The 20,506-nt window shown below is 39.2% G+C and carries 22 protein-coding genes, 1 tRNA gene, 2 pseudogenes and 1 riboswitch; of the genes and pseudogenes, 6 read left to right on the top strand and 19 right to left on the bottom strand.

Annotation, left to right across the window (positions count from 1 at the left end; all coding sequences use genetic code 11):
* Positions 1-436 precede the first annotated feature (436 nt).
* Entirely contained in the window at positions 437-712 is a 276-nt protein-coding gene (locus ACTF6W_RS09265; protein ID WP_438994256.1) for an HU family DNA-binding protein, read from the top strand.
* Between the two features lie 147 nt (positions 713-859).
* On the opposite strand, the gene ACTF6W_RS09260 is transcribed toward ACTF6W_RS09265, so the two are convergent.
* From ACTF6W_RS09260 to ACTF6W_RS09175, 18 genes and pseudogenes are all read right to left on the bottom strand, one after another.
* A complete protein-coding gene (locus tag ACTF6W_RS09260; RefSeq protein ID WP_438994255.1) occupies positions 860-1,690 on the bottom strand; it encodes a hypothetical protein in 831 nt (276 codons plus the stop codon).
* 99 nt (positions 1,691-1,789) lie between these two features.
* Positions 1,790-2,038: a helix-turn-helix transcriptional regulator gene (locus ACTF6W_RS09255; protein WP_438994254.1), complete on the bottom strand. Its 249-nt coding sequence runs from the start codon at positions 2,036-2,038 to the stop codon at positions 1,790-1,792.
* Between the two features lie 29 nt (positions 2,039-2,067).
* Positions 2,068-2,202, bottom strand: a pseudogene (locus tag ACTF6W_RS09250) (nucleotide-binding protein); the annotation flags it as partial.
* A 2-nt stretch (positions 2,203-2,204) separates the two neighbouring features.
* Complete coding sequence (locus ACTF6W_RS09245; RefSeq protein WP_438994253.1) at positions 2,205-2,987, bottom strand: ABC transporter ATP-binding protein; 783 nt, start codon at positions 2,985-2,987, stop codon at positions 2,205-2,207.
* A complete protein-coding gene (locus tag ACTF6W_RS09240; RefSeq protein WP_438994252.1) occupies positions 2,984-3,976 on the bottom strand; it encodes a FecCD family ABC transporter permease in 993 nt (330 codons plus the stop codon). The genes ACTF6W_RS09245 and ACTF6W_RS09240 overlap by 4 nt, the downstream gene beginning before the upstream one ends.
* Positions 3,969-4,874, bottom strand: a complete 906-nt coding sequence (locus ACTF6W_RS09235; RefSeq protein WP_438994251.1) for an ABC transporter substrate-binding protein — start codon at positions 4,872-4,874, stop codon at positions 3,969-3,971. The genes ACTF6W_RS09240 and ACTF6W_RS09235 overlap by 8 nt, the downstream gene beginning before the upstream one ends.
* Positions 4,874-6,751: a TonB-dependent receptor plug domain-containing protein gene (locus tag ACTF6W_RS09230; protein ID WP_438994250.1), complete on the bottom strand. Its 1,878-nt coding sequence runs from the start codon at positions 6,749-6,751 to the stop codon at positions 4,874-4,876. Before ACTF6W_RS09230 ends, ACTF6W_RS09235 begins: the two co-directional genes overlap by 1 nt.
* A gap of 141 nt (positions 6,752-6,892) precedes the next feature.
* A riboswitch (cobalamin riboswitch) is annotated at positions 6,893-7,093 on the bottom strand.
* A gap of 50 nt (positions 7,094-7,143) precedes the next feature.
* Complete coding sequence (locus tag ACTF6W_RS09225; protein WP_438994249.1) at positions 7,144-8,052, bottom strand: DMT family transporter; 909 nt, start codon at positions 8,050-8,052, stop codon at positions 7,144-7,146.
* 5 nt (positions 8,053-8,057) lie between these two features.
* Positions 8,058-9,287 (bottom strand): aminotransferase class V-fold PLP-dependent enzyme, encoded by a 1,230-nt coding sequence (locus ACTF6W_RS09220; protein ID WP_438994248.1) that lies wholly within the window; start codon positions 9,285-9,287, stop codon positions 8,058-8,060.
* A 21-nt stretch (positions 9,288-9,308) separates the two neighbouring features.
* On the bottom strand, positions 9,309-9,860 hold the full coding sequence (locus tag ACTF6W_RS09215) for a c-type cytochrome (RefSeq protein WP_438994247.1): 552 nt from the start codon (positions 9,858-9,860) through the stop codon (positions 9,309-9,311).
* Positions 9,850-11,061, bottom strand: coding sequence for a sulfite dehydrogenase (gene soxC, locus ACTF6W_RS09210; RefSeq protein ID WP_438994246.1), 1,212 nt, complete (start codon positions 11,059-11,061; stop codon positions 9,850-9,852). The genes ACTF6W_RS09215 and soxC overlap by 11 nt, the downstream gene beginning before the upstream one ends.
* Before the next feature lie 112 nt (positions 11,062-11,173).
* The gene (locus ACTF6W_RS09205) at positions 11,174-11,911 is read right to left on the bottom strand and encodes a Bax inhibitor-1/YccA family protein (RefSeq protein ID WP_438994245.1); all 738 of its coding nucleotides are present in this window, start codon (positions 11,909-11,911) and stop codon (positions 11,174-11,176) included.
* Positions 11,912-12,031: 120 nt separating this feature from the next.
* Positions 12,032-12,523 (bottom strand): low molecular weight protein-tyrosine-phosphatase, encoded by a 492-nt coding sequence (locus ACTF6W_RS09200; protein WP_438994244.1) that lies wholly within the window; start codon positions 12,521-12,523, stop codon positions 12,032-12,034.
* Between the two features lie 92 nt (positions 12,524-12,615).
* Positions 12,616-13,473 carry a DMT family transporter gene (locus tag ACTF6W_RS09195; RefSeq protein WP_438994243.1) on the bottom strand — a complete coding sequence of 286 codons (858 nt, stop codon included), beginning with the start codon at positions 13,471-13,473 and terminating at the stop codon, positions 12,616-12,618.
* Between the two features lie 127 nt (positions 13,474-13,600).
* A complete protein-coding gene (locus ACTF6W_RS09190) occupies positions 13,601-14,443 on the bottom strand; it encodes a DMT family transporter (protein WP_438994242.1) in 843 nt (280 codons plus the stop codon).
* 51 nt (positions 14,444-14,494) lie between these two features.
* Positions 14,495-15,454, bottom strand: coding sequence for a hypothetical protein (locus ACTF6W_RS09185; protein WP_438994241.1), 960 nt, complete (start codon positions 15,452-15,454; stop codon positions 14,495-14,497).
* Between the two features lie 89 nt (positions 15,455-15,543).
* A complete protein-coding gene (locus ACTF6W_RS09180) occupies positions 15,544-16,185 on the bottom strand; it encodes a CoA transferase subunit B (protein ID WP_438994240.1) in 642 nt (213 codons plus the stop codon).
* A gap of 1 nt (position 16,186) precedes the next feature.
* On the bottom strand, positions 16,187-16,894 hold the full coding sequence (locus ACTF6W_RS09175; RefSeq protein ID WP_438994239.1) for a CoA transferase subunit A: 708 nt from the start codon (positions 16,892-16,894) through the stop codon (positions 16,187-16,189).
* A 243-nt stretch (positions 16,895-17,137) separates the two neighbouring features.
* Here ACTF6W_RS09175 and ACTF6W_RS09170 point away from each other — a divergent pair, with 243 nt between their 5' ends.
* The 5 genes from ACTF6W_RS09170 to ACTF6W_RS09150 all read left to right on the top strand — a co-directional run bounded on the left by ACTF6W_RS09170 (position 17,138) and on the right by ACTF6W_RS09150 (position 19,880).
* The gene (locus ACTF6W_RS09170; RefSeq protein WP_438994238.1) at positions 17,138-17,656 is read left to right on the top strand and encodes an invasion associated locus B family protein; all 519 of its coding nucleotides are present in this window, start codon (positions 17,138-17,140) and stop codon (positions 17,654-17,656) included.
* 50 nt (positions 17,657-17,706) lie between these two features.
* Positions 17,707-18,858 carry a 23S rRNA (adenine(2503)-C(2))-methyltransferase RlmN gene (rlmN, locus tag ACTF6W_RS09165; protein ID WP_438994237.1) on the top strand — a complete coding sequence of 384 codons (1,152 nt, stop codon included), beginning with the start codon at positions 17,707-17,709 and terminating at the stop codon, positions 18,856-18,858.
* A 110-nt stretch (positions 18,859-18,968) separates the two neighbouring features.
* The gene (locus tag ACTF6W_RS09160; protein ID WP_438994236.1) at positions 18,969-19,385 is read left to right on the top strand and encodes an Rrf2 family transcriptional regulator; all 417 of its coding nucleotides are present in this window, start codon (positions 18,969-18,971) and stop codon (positions 19,383-19,385) included.
* Positions 19,386-19,494: 109 nt separating this feature from the next.
* Positions 19,495-19,782 carry an ETC complex I subunit gene (locus ACTF6W_RS09155; protein ID WP_438994235.1) on the top strand — a complete coding sequence of 96 codons (288 nt, stop codon included), beginning with the start codon at positions 19,495-19,497 and terminating at the stop codon, positions 19,780-19,782.
* A gap of 21 nt (positions 19,783-19,803) precedes the next feature.
* Positions 19,804-19,880, top strand: a tRNA-Arg gene (locus ACTF6W_RS09150).
* A 52-nt stretch (positions 19,881-19,932) separates the two neighbouring features.
* Here the strand turns inward: ACTF6W_RS09150 and ACTF6W_RS09145 are convergent.
* Positions 19,933-20,506: pseudogene (locus ACTF6W_RS09145) on the bottom strand (Bcr/CflA family drug resistance efflux transporter); the annotation flags it as partial.

The raw sequence follows: 20,506 nt of genomic DNA, 5'->3' as shown, positions 1-20,506 counted from the left end.
ATATTTTTAAAAAGTTTATTTGCATCTCCCGTATACATATTTTTTAGATTAATTCTTATTTTCGTGTACGAATATAAGAAATTATCTCAAAATTAATAGTATATTGTGGTCGCTACCCTTTGTGTAGCCTTTGTGTAACTTTTGTTATTAAACAATTTGACGAAAATTTTGGTGCTACTTATCACCCCATTATAACGTAATCTGAGAGTCCGCTTATGGCCGAAAGCAGACGTTCATTTGTGCTTACCACTGCGGTTCTTCGGAAAAGGTTTTTTTGAGCTTAAATTAGGGAACAATTTTTAAATTAGGGAACAATTTAAAGACTCAAATAAAATTGATGCATTTCAAATGCCCTTTGAAATTGACTTTTTCTAGAAAAAGTTTATCATTTCATTTGTTACAATCAATAGTATAACTTTAATTTAGAGGAAAAATTATGAATAGAAACGAACTTATTGCGAGCGTGGCTGGATCAGCCGGAATTTCGAAAGCAGATGCAGCCAGTGCTATTGATAGTGTTTTAGGTACTATCTCAAACACTTTGGCAGCAGGCGAAGAGGTTCGCTTGGTTGGTTTTGGTACGTTCGGCGTTGCCAATAGGGCCGCATCGATCGGTCGTAACCCGCGAACTGGAGAAGCAATACAGATTGCTGCTGCTACAAGGCCTAAATTTAAGGCAGGTAAAGCACTAAAAGATGCAGTGAACAAATAATTCTATACCAACTAATGGCGGCGAACTGAGGCGTTTCTCGTTTGCCGCTTTTTTGAACGTCTACTTTCGGCCATAAGCGGACAGTCAACAAAGCCCTAAAATACTGTATCTTGCTGTATTAATCTGGACAAGATCATGAATAAATTTCTAATGAATAATACCGAGTTCTTTATCCAGTTCATCATGTACTAATTCCAACATATTCTGTTGGTTTTTTAGAGTAAGAGTAAAGGCTTTCATTCGAGAGCCGTTATCAACTATATCGTTAATAAATGCTTTATCCTCTTTCATTTTTTCAAACTGACATTGATGACTAAATATATCACTTTGTACGTTTCTCATTTTTACATCAAGCTGGATCAGTTCAGGGTATTTTCTTGGCATAATAACAGAGGTAGGACTTATGTGAATAACGAGCGCTCGTAATGCATCTACTGCAATTGAATAGCGTGATAAGGCAAGTTTGATATTTTGGCTATTAATAAGAGTTAATTGCCCACTAGCTGTTAATTCTCTTAAAGTCGGAAGATCGATGCTTATATTGTCTTGCTCGTCATAGGCTGGGATTGCAATTTTAGTTTGGTAAACAAGGTATTCTCCACTAATTTTTTTACGATCAGCGTAATCATGGTATGTGCTTATCTCCGTTGCGCCAATAATCCTGTCTGCTTCTTCTGCTGCTTCCGCATATATCGCCTGTTGCACAACCTCTCTCTGTTCCTGTGCTACCTTCATTTGGCGTTGATGTCCGGCAATTTGCGCTGACGTCATGACGTGACGTTCTATGGACGACCAATAATGAGTTTCACTGGTCTTGTGATTGCCGTAAACGCAATTAAAAACATCCCCATCGTATGCAACGTACCAACCAGATTTTTTCCCTCTAGCTTCATCAGTCATATCAGCTCGCACGATTTGTCCTGTCGTTTGTGGTAATCCATTTATCCTCAGACCAAAACGGCTTAAAACATCAAGCATTTCACATAGAATTTCGGTAGGGTCTGAATAAGTTGGTGTAACTTGAATACTTCGTCTATCAAAATTTAACGGTACGCCTTTGGCTCCCCCAAGGTGCTGTCATTTCTTTTCTCCCACTTTTGAAGAAATCCAGCTTTGTATATCAGACAACAGCCATCCTTTTGCTGAAGAACCTATTTTGAATCCTTTTGGAGCTTCACCCAATTTTTCATATCTCCACCAAGATACTGTTGGGACACCAGTTAAATGTTGGCGCTCTTTTTCTCTGATTATTCTATCTAAATTTTTCGCTTGTAAAGTGGACGTACTTTTTGTGTTATGGATTTCACCCATATTTAAATCCTTCAATTTATTTTACCCTCTCGGATAATTTATAAATTATTTGACATATTTTGAGGTTTAAAGGGGCGAACAATCATGCCTCGTTTGCTCAAGGCGCGGCATAGTCCCGCAACGAGAATTGATTTTCCAACATCTGATCCTGTACCTTGTAACATCAACCCTAATGACATACTTATTCGCCTTGATTAATGTTATGGGTAATTAAATAATTTTCTCCATTATCACTCCAACGCTTAGCACGTATGCCAAATACTTCGGCCAGATTTTCATCATTTAAAACAATTTCTGGAGCACCTTGCCCAACCAGCTGCCCGTCGTTCAGTAGAATTAAGCGATCACAATATCTTAAGGCCAGACTTAAATCATGCATAACGACCATGACGCCGTTATCATTTTGACTTAAGTTTTTTAATATTTCCATAACCTGTAATTGATGTGAAGGGTCAAGCGAGGCTACAGGTTCATCTGCCAATATATAAGGTGCAGCTGTTGCTAACACGCGTGCTAATAAAACACGTGCTCTTTCCCCACCGGATAATGAAGTAACATGTCGCCCTTTTAGAGAGATACAATCGGTTTGTACCATTGCATTTTCAATAATCTCTTCATCTACTGCCGAAAGTTTTTGCCAAGGGTTTAAATGTGGTACCCGTCCTAAAGCAACAACATTTTCAGCATTTAATGGCCAATGTACTGGTGCACCTTGGGCAGCATAAGCGATTTTTTTCGCTCGTTCTTTTAATTTTAGGTCTTTGATATTTAAATCATCAATCAATATATTCCCTTTACTGATTTTCACTAAACCGAGAATAGACCTTAGTAGACTACTTTTCCCCGCGCCATTTGGTCCAATTAAACCAACAATTTCACCTTTGTTGAGAGTAGCAGAGATATCTTTTAAAATGACACGGTTCTCTAACTCAAGGTTGATATTTTCTATCTTTAAGCAATTCATCGCATGTTGTTCCGTGTTTTATAGACGATGTATAAAAATGCGGGTGCCCCAATTAATGAAGTCACCACTCCAAGCTGCAATGTAGCACCAGGCATTGGAAGCCTGGTCATGAGATCGGCCAAAGTTAACAAGAGACCTCCCATTAATGCACTTGGGATAAGTATGCCGCCAGGTTCATTTGTAATTAATCCGCGCACCATATGAGGAACCACTAGGCCAATAAACCCAATGCTTCCACAAGCGGCAACTGCAGCACCAACGCTTATGGCAGATCCTATGACCACACGTAGTTTTAGCATTGAAATGTTGATGCCCATGCTCTGGGCCGTATCTTCACCAACACTTAGCGCGTTCAACCCTTGCCCAACATTAATCATCATAATCCAACCAAATAAAATAAAAGGAAGGGCCAGAAGTATATCAGTTGATGTTCTATTTTCAAGAGAGCCAAGCATCCACATAACCATGTCACGAACACTCATTGGTGATTCAGCCATATTCATAACCAATGATACACCGGCAATTGCAAGTGAGCTGATGCCAATACCAACAAGTATAAGCATTAGAAGGCTGCTTTCTCTGACTGAAACAAATAATAAAATTGCTGTTGCAATTAAAGCACCTGCCATTGCGAAAAGGGGAATAAACAGGGGCCACATAATCGCAAGCCCTGAATGAATAGCGATAACGGCACCAAGTGACGCGCTGGCGGTCACCCCTATAACGCCTGGATCGGCGAGCGGATTACGAAGCACGCCTTGCAATGCAGCTCCCGAAATGCCCAGTGTAGCTCCGATTAAAATTCCTAATAAAACCCTTGGTAAGCGAAGCTCAATAACAATGATAGATATTGGATCATTTGCGGGGCCAACAAATCCATATAATATTTCTGAAACATCAAGAGGCGTGCGACCGATCATCAAAGAAGCAATTGCGGTCAATATTAATGCTATAATAAGCAGTAAATTACTGGTTATATATTTATTCATTAGTTCCCCATTCGGCTTCGGTTATTATTCCCATATTCGCCGCATCTTTGCGAATACGTTCCGCAGCATCAACTAGAAATAGCCCACTACAACTCATTAAACTACTTGGAATATTTGTTGTAGGGGTATTTTGCATCATTTTAAATATCTGATCATGACGACTAATACTCCAGCGAGATTGCGTCACGGCACCGTCTTCAAAATAACCCGTGATAAACATGTCTGGCGGATCCATTACTAATAATTCCACAGGTAAACTTTGCCATCCATTAAGGCCATGGGCGGCCGCATAACTCTGAAAACCAGATAATTTAATGATATCATCAACGGATGTGCCAACACCTGCAGTGGTGCCACTAGGTGTTACGTAAGCAATTTTTAAATTTTTTCTCGGTTTCTTTTTTAAGGCTGCATATCGTTTTTTATAAAGTTCAATAAATCCTTTGGCACGCAGGTTTTGATTTAGCGTATTACCGACCAACTCAATATTTTTATAAACCGTTTCAGGGTCACTTCCATAATGGGTCGTAAATAATCCAATATCGCTTCGACTTGTCATTTCACGCATATGTGCTGCCGCTCTATATGTTTGAAGTGCAATATCCGGCTTTAACATAATTACTTCTTCAATTGTGCTCTCTGTTTTTGGGATACCCTTTGCACGCGCACGATAAAAAGAATAAATATCTTCGGATGCTTTTGATAGAGCCAGTATTTGTTTTCTATCTGCTAGTAACAACACAAATTGATCGGAACAATAATCGAGGGATAAGATGCTTGGTTTATTAGTATTTGATTGATTTTCAGAAAACGAATGGGATGGCACTAATGCCACCCCAATAAAAACCACAATCGATAATGCCTTTAACACCCCCAAAATGTGATTTCGGTTTTTCATTAGAATGTTTTCCTTAATCCCATAAAAAATGAACGATCAGGTGTGCCGTAATTAGGGATATACTGGTATTCAGTATTTAAAACATTATCGACACGACCATAAACATTCAAGTCTTCCATTAATTCATATGAAACACGGACATCTACACGAGTCCATTTCGCCAAGGTTGAACCGTCAAGTTGTTGTTCTTCACCGTTATGTGTAACGAGTAATGATGTTGATAGCTTTTCGATTGGGTTCCATTGAATGGACCCCGAAATTAAATGTTTTGGCTCTCTAATTAATGGAACCTCATTGCCGTCTGTTACGTCTTTCGCGTCTGTATATGTATAATTTGCATTTACGCTGATGGTATCAGTGACGTTTGCCGATGCCGTAAATTCTATACCTTTTGAAAGCGTTTTATCGATGTTATCGTACCCATCAGTGAAATTTACATAGGTGATTTTATCGTTCACCTTTTGATGGAAATAAGTGGCGCCAACAGATACGCGATCGCCAGCGAGATCTTGAACAAATCCAACTTCAAATCCTGTTGATGTTTCAGGATTAAGGTCTTCATTAATTCCGCTAAAAGTCAACCAAGCAAATGTAAGTTGAGAAATACTTGGAGCGCGGAAGCCTTGTCCCCAGTTTGCTAAAATTTTCGTACCTGTTTGATCCACAGTATAGGAAGCGGTAATTCTGGATGATGCATTACCACCAAATGTTTGATGATCGTCATAACGTGTGCCTGCAGTGATAACTAAATTTTCGAAACCAGTAAAGGCGAGTTCACCAAAAACACTATTAATGTCAAAACTTGATTCTGAATTACCTTCGGATTTGGTTTTTTCGTGCTGAAGTCCTCCAGTAACTGTCCAGTCTTGATTAACTGTCAAAACACCTAAATAATCAATATTTGTTCTGGTCCCAGTTGCTAAAAATGGGTCAAAATCACCAAGTAATGTACGATTAATTTCTGAATATTCAGCAGATAATGTATTTGTAAAGCGCCCATCTAATAATTCCAAATTACCTCTGACAACACCAGCAAATTGATCTGTTGCATTGGTTTGAAGCATGCTGCCGTCGAAAGGTACGGAAGCGACAAAATCAAATGCATCATAAAATCCGTTGGTATCCGTATAATTTCCAAGTGCTTCTAATTGAAATGTCTCTGTTAATTGAGCCGTTAATTTACCGGCAAAAGTATAACTGCTAAGTCCATCTGCTTCTGTGTTGCCATTATTCTCATCTGCTTTTGAGATGCCATCCGTATCCAAACCACTCGCTGAAATGTTAAAACCTATTTTGTCAGTACCACCATAAAGGCTTGCACCCGCGCGGCGGGTATTGAAGGAGCCACCTTCAACGAATATTTTGCCGCCTAAACCTTCACCACCTGTTTTAGTGATAATATTTACGACACCACCAATAGCATCTGATCCATAAAGAATGGATTGAGGGCCTCTAAGAACTTCTATTCGAGAAATATTATAAGTATCAAGCGTTGCAAAGTTAAATGCGCCACCCGGTGCGGATGCATCGTTTACCTGAACGCCATCAATAAGGAGAACAGTATTATCACCACCAGCACCACGAATAGAAATAGACGCCGAACCACCAAAGGATCCATTTTGCGAGGTGGAAACCCCCGGTAAACTTTCAAGTGCGTCTAAGACAAATGGTTGTTGTCCTCTTTCAAGATCAGCTTCGGTTAGAACCGAAACACTACTTCCGATTTGTGATAATGGTTGAGGGCGTCTGTTTGCAGTAACAATAATGACATCTTCATCTTGAGATGCTGTCTCTTGTGCCGTCGCGTAATATGTACTGGCGCTTGTACTTGTCGAAAATGCAATCGCTATTTTTAAGGGTATTTTTAATTTTTTCATAACAAAAACCTATAATTATTCCTCATTTGAGGATCATAAAAAAATACAAGGAGTTTGTCATTTGTTAGAGCGGACAACCCCCGTGTATAACGAATTATCGCCAACACGGATGTTCCGCTCTGTATGGTTGCACCGACCACCAGAAAGGGCGAATTGATGGCAGGTCTCCTGACTTACGGTTAAAATACGCTAAACTCACCTTCCCGGTTTCCCAGTGGTATAAGAGCTAGCTCACCGCTCACAGTTACGGGCATAGCAATGGATTTGATCATATTTATGATTTCACCATTTTCCCTTTTCACCTTGATCAGTAATCAAGGAACCATCAAGGAAATGGTTACCTCATGTGCAGGAGGAGGGCAAACAAAAAATAAGATACTAAATTCTCAGAACTACGATTTCTTTATTATTCCAAGTTTTCTTAAATTAGATATGACGATGCCAGCGCATACGAGGATAAAACCAATAACGTGATATGTTTCAATTGGTTCTTCCAAAATCAAAATGGCTAAAATGCCACTAAAGACAGGCATGGTATAATAGATCAGGCTGGTTTTTACAGAGCCGATGGTTTCAACGGAATGTTGCCAAGCAAACCATGCAATAACTGATGCGAATATGCCTACATATAAATAGATACCACATGCTTCTAATGTAAAGGGAGTAGGCGCGACATAAGCTAGTTCCCATAAATATAATGGTAATAAAAATAAGGTGCCGATTGCAATAATCACCGTTAAGAATGAACGCGTTGACATATCCTTATGTTTATAGGTAATTGCTACGCTCCAGGCCGCCCAGATAAGGGTGCTGAATATGAGAATGATATCACCAGCATTCCAATCTTGATTAAAAACAAGCAGTGGATTTCCATGTGTGACCACCATCAAAGCACCTATGAGCGCGCAAAATGCACCTAATACTTTGTAGCGTGATAATCGTTCAATGCCACAGATGCCGGCGATTAATAATGTTCCAATAGGGGCCGCCGAAGAAACGATTGCAATATGATGAGTTGTGGTAAATTGGCCAGCGAAATAAATAAATGTATTATAAAGTCCAACCCCAATAATGCCCATTGCGAGTAAATATTTAAATTGTGATTTAATCAGATGCCAATCACGTTTTACATATTTATAACCAATTGGAAGCACAAAAAGAAAGGCAATGACCCAACGCCAAAATGCAAGTGTCATTGGCGTAATCCATTCATTAACACCTTGGGCAATGACGAAATTTCCTGACCAAATAATACAGGCAGAAAGCGCAATTAAAATTGCTGAAAATTCAGAATTTGACATAATGATTAGCTCAGTTTTGCAATTTCAGTCGTAACCGCATTAAAATGATCAATATCAGATTGATTATTGAAAAGTGACGCACCAATTCGAATTTTGGTGCCACCATGTTTATAACTGACCTTTATATTTTCATTTGTATAAAGTGATTTTACATCGTCTGGATTTTTCTCATGATAAAAGGTAACGATAGCAGATTTGTTGCCTTCTGGTGTGTCACATTTCAAGCCGGTCGATACAATATGATCACGCATTTTTTGGGCCAGTGTGATGGTGTGTTGTTCAATTTTTCTAATCCCGACACGGTTAAGATAATCAAGCGCCGTGCCAACCACAGAGACCGATCCGAAGGCTGGTGTGGCAAACCCATATTTTGCTGCATCCTGATAAGGGTCAAAATCTCTAAATTTTTCCATATCGGTGACTGCGAACATTCCGCGTCGATCCGCAGCTATTATATTTTGTAATTCTCGTCTAACAAAAAAGAATGCTGTACCGTAACTGGCAAGCAGCCATTTATAGGTGCCGCATCCCATAAAATCGATGTCTGCTGCCTTAACGTCGAGGTCAACCATACCAACGCCTTGGATCGCATCAACGTAGATATAAGCACCATTCGCATGCGCAAGATCAGCGAGCGGACGTAAATCATGACAAAGTCCATTTTCATGTGACACAAATGAAACGGATAGAATTCGAGTGTTTTTATCTACCAATTTCTCAAATTCTTCAAACCGTGTCCGCCCCGTTTGATCACGTTTGACAATTCTTACTTCTATCCCAAGTTTTTTCGCATAATAATCATAAAGAATGAAACTTGCATTATATTGTAAATCATCTGTAACTACATTATCGCCACGCTTAAGGTTTAAATTATTGACCACAATATTTTCTGCTTCTGTGGTGGTGTAAATCAGACCAATTTCGCTGTGATCAGCGTTGACGAGTTTAGCAAATTTATTACGAACCACACGCCCTTCCGCAAGGTAAGGGCCGATACTGTCGGCCGGGTCCGCACGATCCTTAAAAAAATTAATTCCTGCCTGTACCACCTGATTGGGGGAAACAGCATGATAAGCAGTATTTAAATAATTTGTCGTTTTTAAAAGAGGAAAGTCGGACCGCACACCGAGAGGATCATCTTGGCCCGGTGAAGCGGCACGCGCCGCCGATAACATTGGTGTTACAACCAATGCTGCAGAAGTCGCACCAACAATTTTACGTCTTGTGATGTCCATTCAATTTCCCTCTTCTAATTTTTACTTGTCTTCTAAATCCTTTGCTGTGAAGCGAGAGGCCGGATCAATGATAAATTTATCGCGATTTGGCATTTTAATGGCTTTAACACTTTCAGCATCCAATGTTAAATTAGGATCATTAATCACGCCTGTTTCAACAAGTAAAAATGCTGTAAGGCCGTATGCTTCATCGTTGCTTAACGTTCCTGGATCCGTTAGTGGCATAGCGCGGCGAATAAAATCAAACAAGGATGTCGCATAAGGGAGTTTCTTAATATCGCGTCGGCCTTCATGCAATGTTTGTGCGCCCATTTCGCGGACACCCTCAAGTTTTTCTCCGTGACATAATGCGCATTGATATTCATATATTTCACGGCCTAAGGCAACATTTCCACTGCCTTCTGGTAGTCCAGTGCCATCAATATGAATATCATTATCATATTTTGCAATTTCATCAGGCCCAACAGAAGTTCCTATTCCATATTTGTCTTGTGCGGTGGCGTATAAAGCGCCGAAAGAAAGGGAGGTGGCAATAGCCGTTATAGTAATAATTTTAGAGTGTTTAGCGAACATTAGTTATCTCCCCGGCCTGAGCAACATGCCATTTTTGAATGGCGTTATTGTGCATCATGCCAATTGGCCCTTGTAATTTGTACATCTCATCGTAAGTCGGTTGTGTGTAACCGGTATCATCGGTGCAACGGCTTAAAATTGTTGTTTCTTTTCCGTACCATCTCCATGGATGTGTAAAGCGCGTATGGCATTTCGGTAATACGGGACCCTGTAGCGATGCACCTTGCCATGTTTTACCGTCATCAGTTGATATTTCAACTTTACTAACCGTTCCAGCGCCAGACCAAGCTAGTCCGCTAATTTCATAAAAACCAGGTCCATTAAGTTTCATTCCTCCGGACGGGGATGTGATGACAGAACGTGCTTCCATATAAAAAGAGAAAGCGCGAATTTCATCTTTTGGTCTTGGGTCGGCATATTCAGTGTTTTCATGATGGGTCCACCATGGTTTATCCCCGACTTCAAGTCGACGTATCCATTTCACATTCATATTGCCTTCAAATCCCGGCACAATAAGACGCAGTGGGAAGCCTTGTTCAGGACGTAAAAATTCACCGTTTTGTGCGTAAGCCAAAAAGGCATCATCCATAGCTTTCCAAATGGGAATACTACGCGTCATGCGAGCGCCATCATCGCCTTCTGCAAGCAACCATTTAGGATCGCCACGAACACCGAGCTCATTTAATAATACTTTGAGCGGCACACCCGTCCATTCTGAGCAACTGGTCAATCCATGTGTTTGTTGTACCGTTTTACCACGAGGCCCCATCCATTCTCCCATGCCATTACCTGCACATTCTAAGAAATGAAAATGGCTAACGGAAGGAAAACGAAGTAGATCTTCCATAGTAAAAATTTTCTCATCATCAACAAGCCCATGAATAAGAAGTTTATGTTCGCTAGGGTCAATTTCCGGAACACCACTATGGTGCACTTCAAAATGAAGGCCAGATGGCGTTACCATGCCGCGACTATGCTGAAGTGGTGTAAAACCACCTCCTGAAAGGCCATTTGCTGAACCGCGCATCTTTGCATCTTTGACAAATGGTGAGCGATCGGCATAAGTGACCGAGCTATCAATCATCTCTCCGGGCCCACGGCTTGGAATTAATGTTGTGTCTTGAGCAAGCGCACTATCAGCCAGTAATGCTGTGCTCATAGCCATACCCGCTTTCATAAAATGTCGACGATTTGTTTTCATGATTATTTTTCTCCCTGATATGGGAATGGAGTATGAGGGCTTAAATCTAATTTGGCAATAAAAAACCCCGCCAATTTTCATCAGCAGGGTTTAAAAATTAATTCAAAATGTTTTATTCGCGGTTACCCATGAAACGTAGCAGGAATAAGAACATATTGATGAAATCTAAGTAAAGGCTCAGAGCTCCCATGACGGCTTTTTTCGAAGCCGTTTCACTATGATCGCTTTCCAAATACATTAATTTAATTCGTTGCGTGTCATAAGCTGTTAAACCGGCAAATATTAGAACGCCTACCACAGAAATGATAAAATCCATTGCACCAGATTGCATAAACATATTAACAATTGAAGCAATGATTAATCCGAATAATCCCATGATAAGGAAACTACCCATGCCTGTTAAATTCTTTTTCGTCGTGTAACCATAAAGACTTAAAGAACCAAAAGCGGCTGCCGTAACAAAAAACGTCTTGGCGACACTTGCTCCAGTATACGTAAGTAATATACTAGATAATGATAAGCCCATAACTACTGCAAAAGCCCAGAATACCATCTGAACGGTTGAAGCCTGCATTCTATTAATGCCGAAATTGAGCGCTAATACAAAAGCGAGTGGAGAAAACATTGCGACATAACCAAGCATTGTTGGTGCAATCATGTTTCCTTGCACAGTATAAAGTAGTTGTAAAATCGCAGGTGTATTGGCTGTTACATAAGCCGCAAGACCAGTAAGTGCGAGTGCAGATGCCATGTAGTTATAAACCGTCAGCATGTAGGCACGAAGACCCTCATCAATTTCGGCAGCACTGCGTGAGCCTGAAGCTGAATAATATGGGTTTTGATCAACCATTTATAAAATTCCTTTCAATTGGTTTAAATCCGAATAACCAGTTATATCATATATTGGCACGGAAGCCAAAATATTCAAGGGGTTATCGCGCTTTTCTTTTATATAAAAATTGTATTTTTCTTATAAAGAATGATTTTTTTGTAAGTGCTTCAAGAAGCCTTGTGCAGCACGATCTATGAAATCATACGCTTTATCAAAATCTTCTTTATCACCATAATAAGGGTCGGGTACTTCAGTAATTCCAGGGCTTGTTTCGGAAAATGTCATAAATAAATGAATTTTATGCTGATGTTCAGTAGGGCAATTTTGCAGCATTTTTGACATGTTATCTTCATCCATGGCGAGAATATAATCAAAATCGTTATAATCTTGTGGGGCTACTTTTCGCGCTTGCAACTCACCTATATCAACACCAAATTTAAGTGCTGTTAGTTGAGCACGTTTATCAGGGGGCGCAGCCATATGAAATCCGGCTGTGCCCGCAGAATCAATATACATATTTTGTGTAAAGCCGTCTTTGATACCAGCGTTGTTCGCATGAAAACGAAACACGCCTTCTGCTGTTGGTGATCTACAAATATTGCCCAAGCAGACAAAAAGAACCTTAACCATTTACTTATTTCCCAATACTCTAATTTTCTTAACTAACTCGGCTACATTTAAAAACAATTGACCCTTTGTGGCAATGATTATTTCTAAATATATCATTTTTTTACTTCTTGTTTTGATTTATACGCTTCTCGATATGCAATGAACAACGTTGAGGCACATATGAGTGCGCCGCCCCATATGGTCCAATTATCTGGAATTTCGGAAAAAATAAAGTATCCTGCGAGCGCTGCAAAAATGATACGGAAATACTCAAAGGGCGTAACGACGGTTACTTCTGCATGTTTATAGGCGCTAATCATGCAATATTGTGCACAGAATGTTGTAACGCCAAGTCCCGCTATAAATAAAAGCTGTGTGATACTTGGGGTATCCCAATAATAAATTGCGGGTATAAAACATAGAAAAACCGTCCCAATGTTGGCATAAAAAACCAATGTTGTTGCATTATGATCCTTGGTCATTATCCGCGATATAATTGCAAGTGCAGACATTGATAAAGCGGCTAATAAAGTGGCCCCATGTGCGAGTTTTAATGTACTTGAAATTGTATTATCCCAAGGGTGAAGAATGATTAAAATACCGATGAACCCGACTATTGTAGCAGTTGTTCTATATATTCTAATTCTTTCACCGATAAAGAAGGCGGCAAGGATAATGAGAAAAAGTGGTTTGGAGAATTGAAGAGCCGTCACCTCAATTAACGGTAAATTTGAGACGGCGTAAAAATTAGCGACAACAACAATAAATGTTAAACCAGAACGATAGAACATCATTTTTGGTCTATTGGTAAAAAATAATGTTTTTCCAAGATGCCAATTAAAAATCAACGTGATCAGTGTTGTAAATGTGCAGCGCAACATAACAACTTGAAAGGTGTTTAATTCTTGGCCTAATTTTTTAATTAGGGTGGCGCTCGTTGTGACCACCAAGCAAGTTAATAACATAAACATAATACCCTTTAGGTTATTGGAGGGTCTAACAAGATTGGGTTTCATGGGGTTTGTCTTTATGGCTGTCTATGATTAGAAAGTAATACGCTTATTTTAGAAACAAGTAAAGAATTGGCATATGAATGCTTTAAAGGCAGTTGCGTTTACGAACTGCTTCCCGGTGGGCAGCATAAACAGCACTAGCAAGAATGACTGATGCCCCTAGGAAAGTATAAAAGTCAGGAACTTCTGAATAGAAGAAATATCCTATAAAAGCGGCAAAAATTAATCTTGTAAAATCGATAGGTAAAATAGCAGTGGCCTCAGATTGGCTGAATGCCTTTGAAATTGAATATTGTGCGAGTGCCGCACATAATCCTACCATAATCACGGCCCACCAAAGTTCCGGTTTTGGAATAGTCCATTCAGTCAGTGCAACTACAAATGAAATGGGCAAAGTAAATAACAAAGAATAAATGGCAACAACGTTTGGTTTATCTGTTTGACTTAAAGAACGAATACAAATGATTGCAAAGGCTACTGTAAAAGCACCGATGAGCGCGGCGGCTACACCACTATTAAAAGGAACGGATCCTGGCCTTAATAATATTAATACGCCAATAAACCCAACGATAACAGCTGTGATCCGGGGCAGCCTTATTCTTTCTTTTAAAAAAATTGCTGCGAGAATAGTTGCAAAAATAGGGGCAGCAAAACTATAAGATGTCGAAACTGCCAGTGGGATGACGCTTACTGCATAAAAGGATGCAATAACAGCAAAAGCTGAAATGACGCCACGAAAAAAATGAAGCCCTAATCGTTCTGTTTTAAGACCTTTAAAGCCAACCTTGGAAAAGGTAGGGATTAAAAATAAAATCGCAAAGAAAGTCCTTATAAAGGCAGTCATAAAAGGGTGAATATCATTAATAGAAAGATAGCGTATTAATCCCCCCATAATAGAAAAAAGCACACAGCTTAATAACATAAACAATGGGCCTTTAATGAGTTCTAGCTTATTATTAGGCCCTGTCAGATTATTTCCTTAATTCTCTATTTCGACGTCGAGCCATTCTTCGATATCTTCAGGAATATCCGGATTGATTAAATCTTTCTTTCCCATCATAAGGAATGCAAAATTATCTGCGATAATTTCTTCAGGGTGAATGTCAAAGTTTGTATTTCGCCCTACCTGATCATAGAAACTTGGTACTTCTTCATGCTTATAAATACTATGTTTCCCATCTGCCTTTATCACCGGCTTGCAAATACCATCATTAACAGTGACTTCAATTAAATCTCCTGTGATATGACCATCGAAACCGCCTTTTATTGTTGGGTCAAACCCATCATGTTTTGTGTGAAGATAAGTCATAACGTAAGTATCACGATCTTCAATTTCGACAGGAACGAAAAATTCTGTAAAGGGTGCCTCTGGATTTTTCACACTATATTGCTCAACGTCTTTGGTGGGTTGAAAATAACAAGGGCGGAAGTTGATAATGTTATATAGGCTCGCTCTTTTTATGCGACTATGCCTAGACATAATGTGAAATATCTGATGGAAAAATAGCTTTGTTGAAATGGAAGAACGTCTTTGTGGCGAGACGAATGCATTGCCGCGCGTGTGGGATATTCCACTTTCAACCTCGTTAGTTACTTTAATAAAATAAACTGTTTCCGGTAATAAATGTTCAATTTTAGCCAGCTTCTTCTTATGTGTCACGAGCAAGGCTTTCATGAGCGCTTTTTCAGCCTCAGGCCATTCAATTACATTGGCTGCATAGTGTGCTTTTAAATCTTCGATAGTTTTATCGGCGGTGGGCGAACCTACACGCAACGCTATTTCGATAGGATTCATTGCAGTTAAAAATTCATCATCATCAGAAAGAATTTTTATGCCGGTTTCAATATCCGCAAATTTATACTCAGTCGCTGACAAGGGGCTAAGCGTTAACGCTATCGTTCCCAGAAAGGAAAAAATGAATTGTTTTAAATTACGCATTTAATCAAGTGTCTCTTTAATTTTATTATACTATTAGAGAATCAAACATTTCTTATAGTGTATTTTATAACATAATGGCATGACATTTATCACAAATTTTTCGTGACATTAAATTCGGCTTCTGTTCTTGAGCGCGCATCGTCGATGGAAATACCTGGTGCAAGTTCAATCAGAGTTGCGCCATCATCATTAATTAAAAAGACCCCAACATCAGAGATAATCATATCCACAACACGCACTCCTGTGAGAGGAAGAGTACATTTTTTAATAAATTTGGCGCTTCCGTCTCTTGCATTATGATCCATAATAACGACAACTTTTTTTACGCCAGCAACCAAGTCCATCGCACCGCCCATACCTTTGACCATTTTGCCCGGGATCATCCAATTTGCAAGATCACCTTCCTCGGATACTTGCATTGCGCCTAATATGCTTAAATCAATATGACCCCCACGTATCATGCCAAAGCTATCAGAAGACGAAAAATAACTTGTTCGATTAAGTTCTGTGATCGTTTGTTTGCCTGCATTTATTAAATCAGGGTCTACTTCGCCTTCATAAGGGAAGGGGCCCATGCCGAGCATGCCGTTTTCACTTTGCAGTGTTACATCGACGCCATCAGGGATAAAGTTTGCAACGAGCGTCGGGATACCTATTCCAAGGTTCACATAATATCCATTAACGAGCTCTTTTGCAGCGCGTCTCGCCATATCTTCTCTTGTCCAGGCCATATTATGCTCCTTCTCTTTGACGTGTTGTGAGCTGTTCAATTCTTTTTTCTAACCCTTTAGAAATGATGATACGTTGAACAAATATCCCCGGGGTGTGAATTTGATCAGGATCGAGCTCGCCCGTTTCGACCAATTCTTCAACTTCTGCGACAGTTACTTTTCCCGCAGTTGCCATCATTGGATTAAAGTTTCTTGCTGTCTTTCGAAAAATCAGGTTGCCTTCTTTATCGCCTTTCCAAGCTTTTACGATTGATACATCTGCAGTTAGTCCGGTTTCCATAATGTAAGTTTCACCGTCAAAATCTTTGTGTTCTTTTCCTTCAGCGACTAATGTCCCGACGCCCGTTTTTGTGTAAAAACCTGGAATGCCTGCACCACCAGCGCGAATGCGTTCCGCAAGAGTACCTTGTGGGTTAAACTCTAATTCAAGTTCTTCTGCAAGATATTGTCTTTCAAATTCTTTGTTCTCACCAACGTAAGATGAAACCATTTTTTTAATTTGTCTGGTTTGTAAAAGTAGCCCTAATCCGAAGTCATCAACACCAGCATTATTGCTAATTGCAGATATGCCACTTACCCCACTATCACGTAACGCGATAATAAGATTTTCTGGGATACCACAAAGGCCAAAACCGCCAGCCATGATGGTCATGTTATCAAATAAAATGCCATCAAGAGCGTCTTTGGCATCCGAATAGACTTTGCTCATAATTCAAGTCCTTTAAAATTAGTTTCATATGTAACAAATTAATAATTAGCTTAAAATTTCTATGTTGGCTACCATAATCCGAAAATGACCCAAAAAAACAGTGTAAAATAATTAAATATGAAGAGATTCTGTTGACAAATGTTACAATATAATCAAAATTCTGACAAAATTGATTTATATTGTAAACTGTGGCTTCAAGTAGCAACGGGAATTTGCAAATAGTGATAGATTAGAGGATTTTTGATGAAGAAGTTTATGTCATGGTCAATAGTTGCCATTTCATTTGTGTTATTAATGACAAGTGTATCAAAAGCAGACAGTAGGCAGCTACTCAGCAGCAATCGTGATTGGGATGCATTTAAATTAAGCACTGATGCAGGTGAAACGGTTTGTTACATGATTTCTGTTCCAAAAGATAAATCTCCAAAATCACTACGTCATGGTAATCCATTCATAACTGTCACGCATAAACCTGCCCGTGAAATCAAAAATGAATTTAATTTTATTGCGGGCTATAAATTTCAAAGAGGTTCTGCGGTCAATGTTTCAATTGATAGACAACGTAAAGAAGATCTATTTACCGAAGAAGACGGCGCATGGGCATATGACCCAAAACAGGATGCGGCCATTGTAGCAGCAATGAAGCGTGGAAACAGCATAACGTTAGCGGCCAAGAGTGGTCGTGGTAATGCAACGAGTTACCGTTTCTCTTTAGCTGGGTTTACTGCCGCACATAATGCTATAACGAGCGCATGTCGCTAATATGGTGAGCGGTATTTGAAGGCCGCTTTCTAAACTGAGAAAACAATCTTATGAAAACTTTACCATTAGGCCTAGAACCAGTAGTGGCGCCGCGTCATACTTTTGATGAAAATAGAAGCCTAATTGGGCTTTCCCATGCCGAAGTTGCTGAAAAACTTAAAGAGATAGGCGTGCCTGAAAAACAATGTAGGATGCGTGCACAGCAAATTTGGCATTGGATATATTTTCGTGGTGCAAAATCATTTGATGAAATGAGTAATATTTCAAAAGACATGCGCGCTAAATTAAACCAGCATTTTGACGTTGGACGCCCTGAAATTATAGAAGCATTAATTTCTACAGACGGCACACGCAAATGGCTTATGAAATTTCCAGATGGACAAGAAGTTGAAACAGTCTTTATTCCTGAAGAAGACCGGGGCACGTTATGTGTTTCTTCGCAAGTTGGTTGCACGTTAACCTGTACTTTTTGTCACACAGGAACACAGCGTTTGGTAAGAAACTTAACCGCGACTGAGATTGTCATGCAGCTTCTTGTGGCACGGGATTATCTTAATGAATGGCCTAGCCCTTCAGAAGGGCGGTTGGTTTCGACGATCGTTTTAATGGGCATGGGGGAACCATTATATAATTTTGAGAATGTCAAAAAAGCGATGCATATTGTTATGGACGATAATGGTATAAATTTATCCCGAAGGCGTATAACACTTTCAACATCGGGTGTTGTTCCAGAAATTTATCGTTGCGGAGAAGAAATGGGTGTTAATCTTGCCATTTCTTTGCATGCAGTAAATGATGAAACGCGGACAAAAATCATGCCTATCAATAATAAGTACCCTATTGATGAATTGATGACGGCTTGTAAAAATTATGCGGGTATTAAAAATAGCCGTAAGATAACCTTTGAATATATTTTACTTAAAGACGTCAATGACAGCGATGAAGACGCTTTGAATTTAGTTAAACTCATAAAAGATTATAAAATCCCTGCTAAAGTAAACTTGATCCCTTTTAATCCTTGGCCGGGGTCAAATTATGAAAGACCAAGTAAGTCCCGTGTCGCAAAATTTTCTGATCTTATTTTTAGCCGTGGTATATCGGCACCTATCAGGACGACAAGAGGTGAAGATATCTTGGCCGCATGTGGACAGCTAAAGTCTGAATCAGAAAAAGCCCGTAAGAAATTAAAAACGACCCACTAGTAATATATTACCATTTCCCTATATACTTATCCCTATATACTTATTTATGTTAATGTGTATCATTATTAAGTGAAATTCTTTCTTGAGGGGGCTGTTTTTACAGGTTTCATATGCGACTGACATCCTTTACTGATTACTCCGTTAGAGTGCTAACGTATGCTGCTTTGAAAAAAAATGAACTTGCGTCTATCCGCGAAGTATCTGAAGTTTATGGTATTTCAAGCAATCATCTTATGAAAGTTATTCATCATTTAGGAAAAGGCAACTACCTCGAAACAATCCGCGGTAAAAATGGTGGTTTTCGTTTAGCGAGAGACCCGAAAGATATTAGTATAGGTGAGTTAATTCGTTATACGGAAGATGATTTGGCTCTTATTAATTCAAATGCCAAAAACACGGATCAAAATGAGAAAGTTAGTTTCAACGCTATCGTTGAGCAAGCTTTGGGATCATTTATAGCGACCGTTGATAATTATACTCTTGCTGATTTGGTTGAAGGTCAAACTTTAACAAATTTCTTAGATTAAAATTTAAAAATTCTGAAAATAAATAATATTCCTATTATTTTCTTCTTTTCCTCTTCTTAATAGTAGAGTAAAAGAAGGCATTAAGACTATTTCTATGAGGGTAATATAAATGGTAACTCGTATTTTCAAGCCCACTAAAAATGCAATGCAATCAGGAATGAAGCGCAGCAAAAAATGGCATTTTGAGTATGCACCGAAGCAATCAAGGGAATTGGATCCGTTAATGGGATGGACAAGTTCTGCTGATATGCAAGGACAAATACGATTAACCTTTGACAGCAAGGAGGATGCTGTGGCATATGCTGAGCGAAATAATATTGATTATGTCGTCCAAGAGCCACACGTTCGTAAAAAACGTCTTAAAAATTATGCCGATGTCTTCGGCTTTCGCGGATAATCAAGAATATATGAAATATGTGCGCCCGTAGCTCAGCTGGATAGAGCAACGGACTTCTAATCCGTAGGTCGCAGGTTCGAATCCTGCCGGGCGCACCAATGTTCTAATGTCTTAAAATTTACAGTATTTATGATAAGTAGAAATTATAAATTAAGAAGAGTGGGTCGAAATTCGTCTTTTTGTAAGCAGAAAAATTATTAAGGTACCCATGCCACAAAGCATGTATCCTAAAATTATCGGCTTTACTGTTCCATCGTAGGCTTGTCCAATAATTATGCCAACAATAACTGCTGAAAGAGTCTGTATCGAGCTTATCACAGAAGTTGCAAGTCCAGCCATATGACCGAAAGGCTGTAAAGCCATACTGTTAAAATTTCCAAATAATGGACCGAGGCAGAAAAAATTTAAGATCATATATATAAAAAATAAAGTGAATGTTATGTCATTATTATTGGCTAAACTGATAATCAAAAATATAGAAGATAAAGAAACTTGCAGCACCAATGATGCCAAGCAAATTTGATGCATGCTGAATTTACTGAGCAGTTTTGAGTTTAAAAAAGATGCAAAGCCATAAACAATTGCGAGGAAACCAAAGATTAAAGGAAACATCTGCCCTAATTCATATTGTATTTCCATGATCTGTTGAGCGGAACTTAAATAAGATACAAATGCGCCAAACATTATTCCGGAAGCAAGGGTATATCCCATAGAAATTCTATTT

It is taken from the genome of Pseudemcibacter sp., assembly GCF_965661635.1.
Lineage (GTDB): Bacteria > Pseudomonadota > Alphaproteobacteria > Sphingomonadales > Emcibacteraceae > Pseudemcibacter.
The sequence above is the reverse complement of the archived record's forward strand: the minus strand, read 5'-3'. Positions and strand labels throughout refer to the sequence as shown.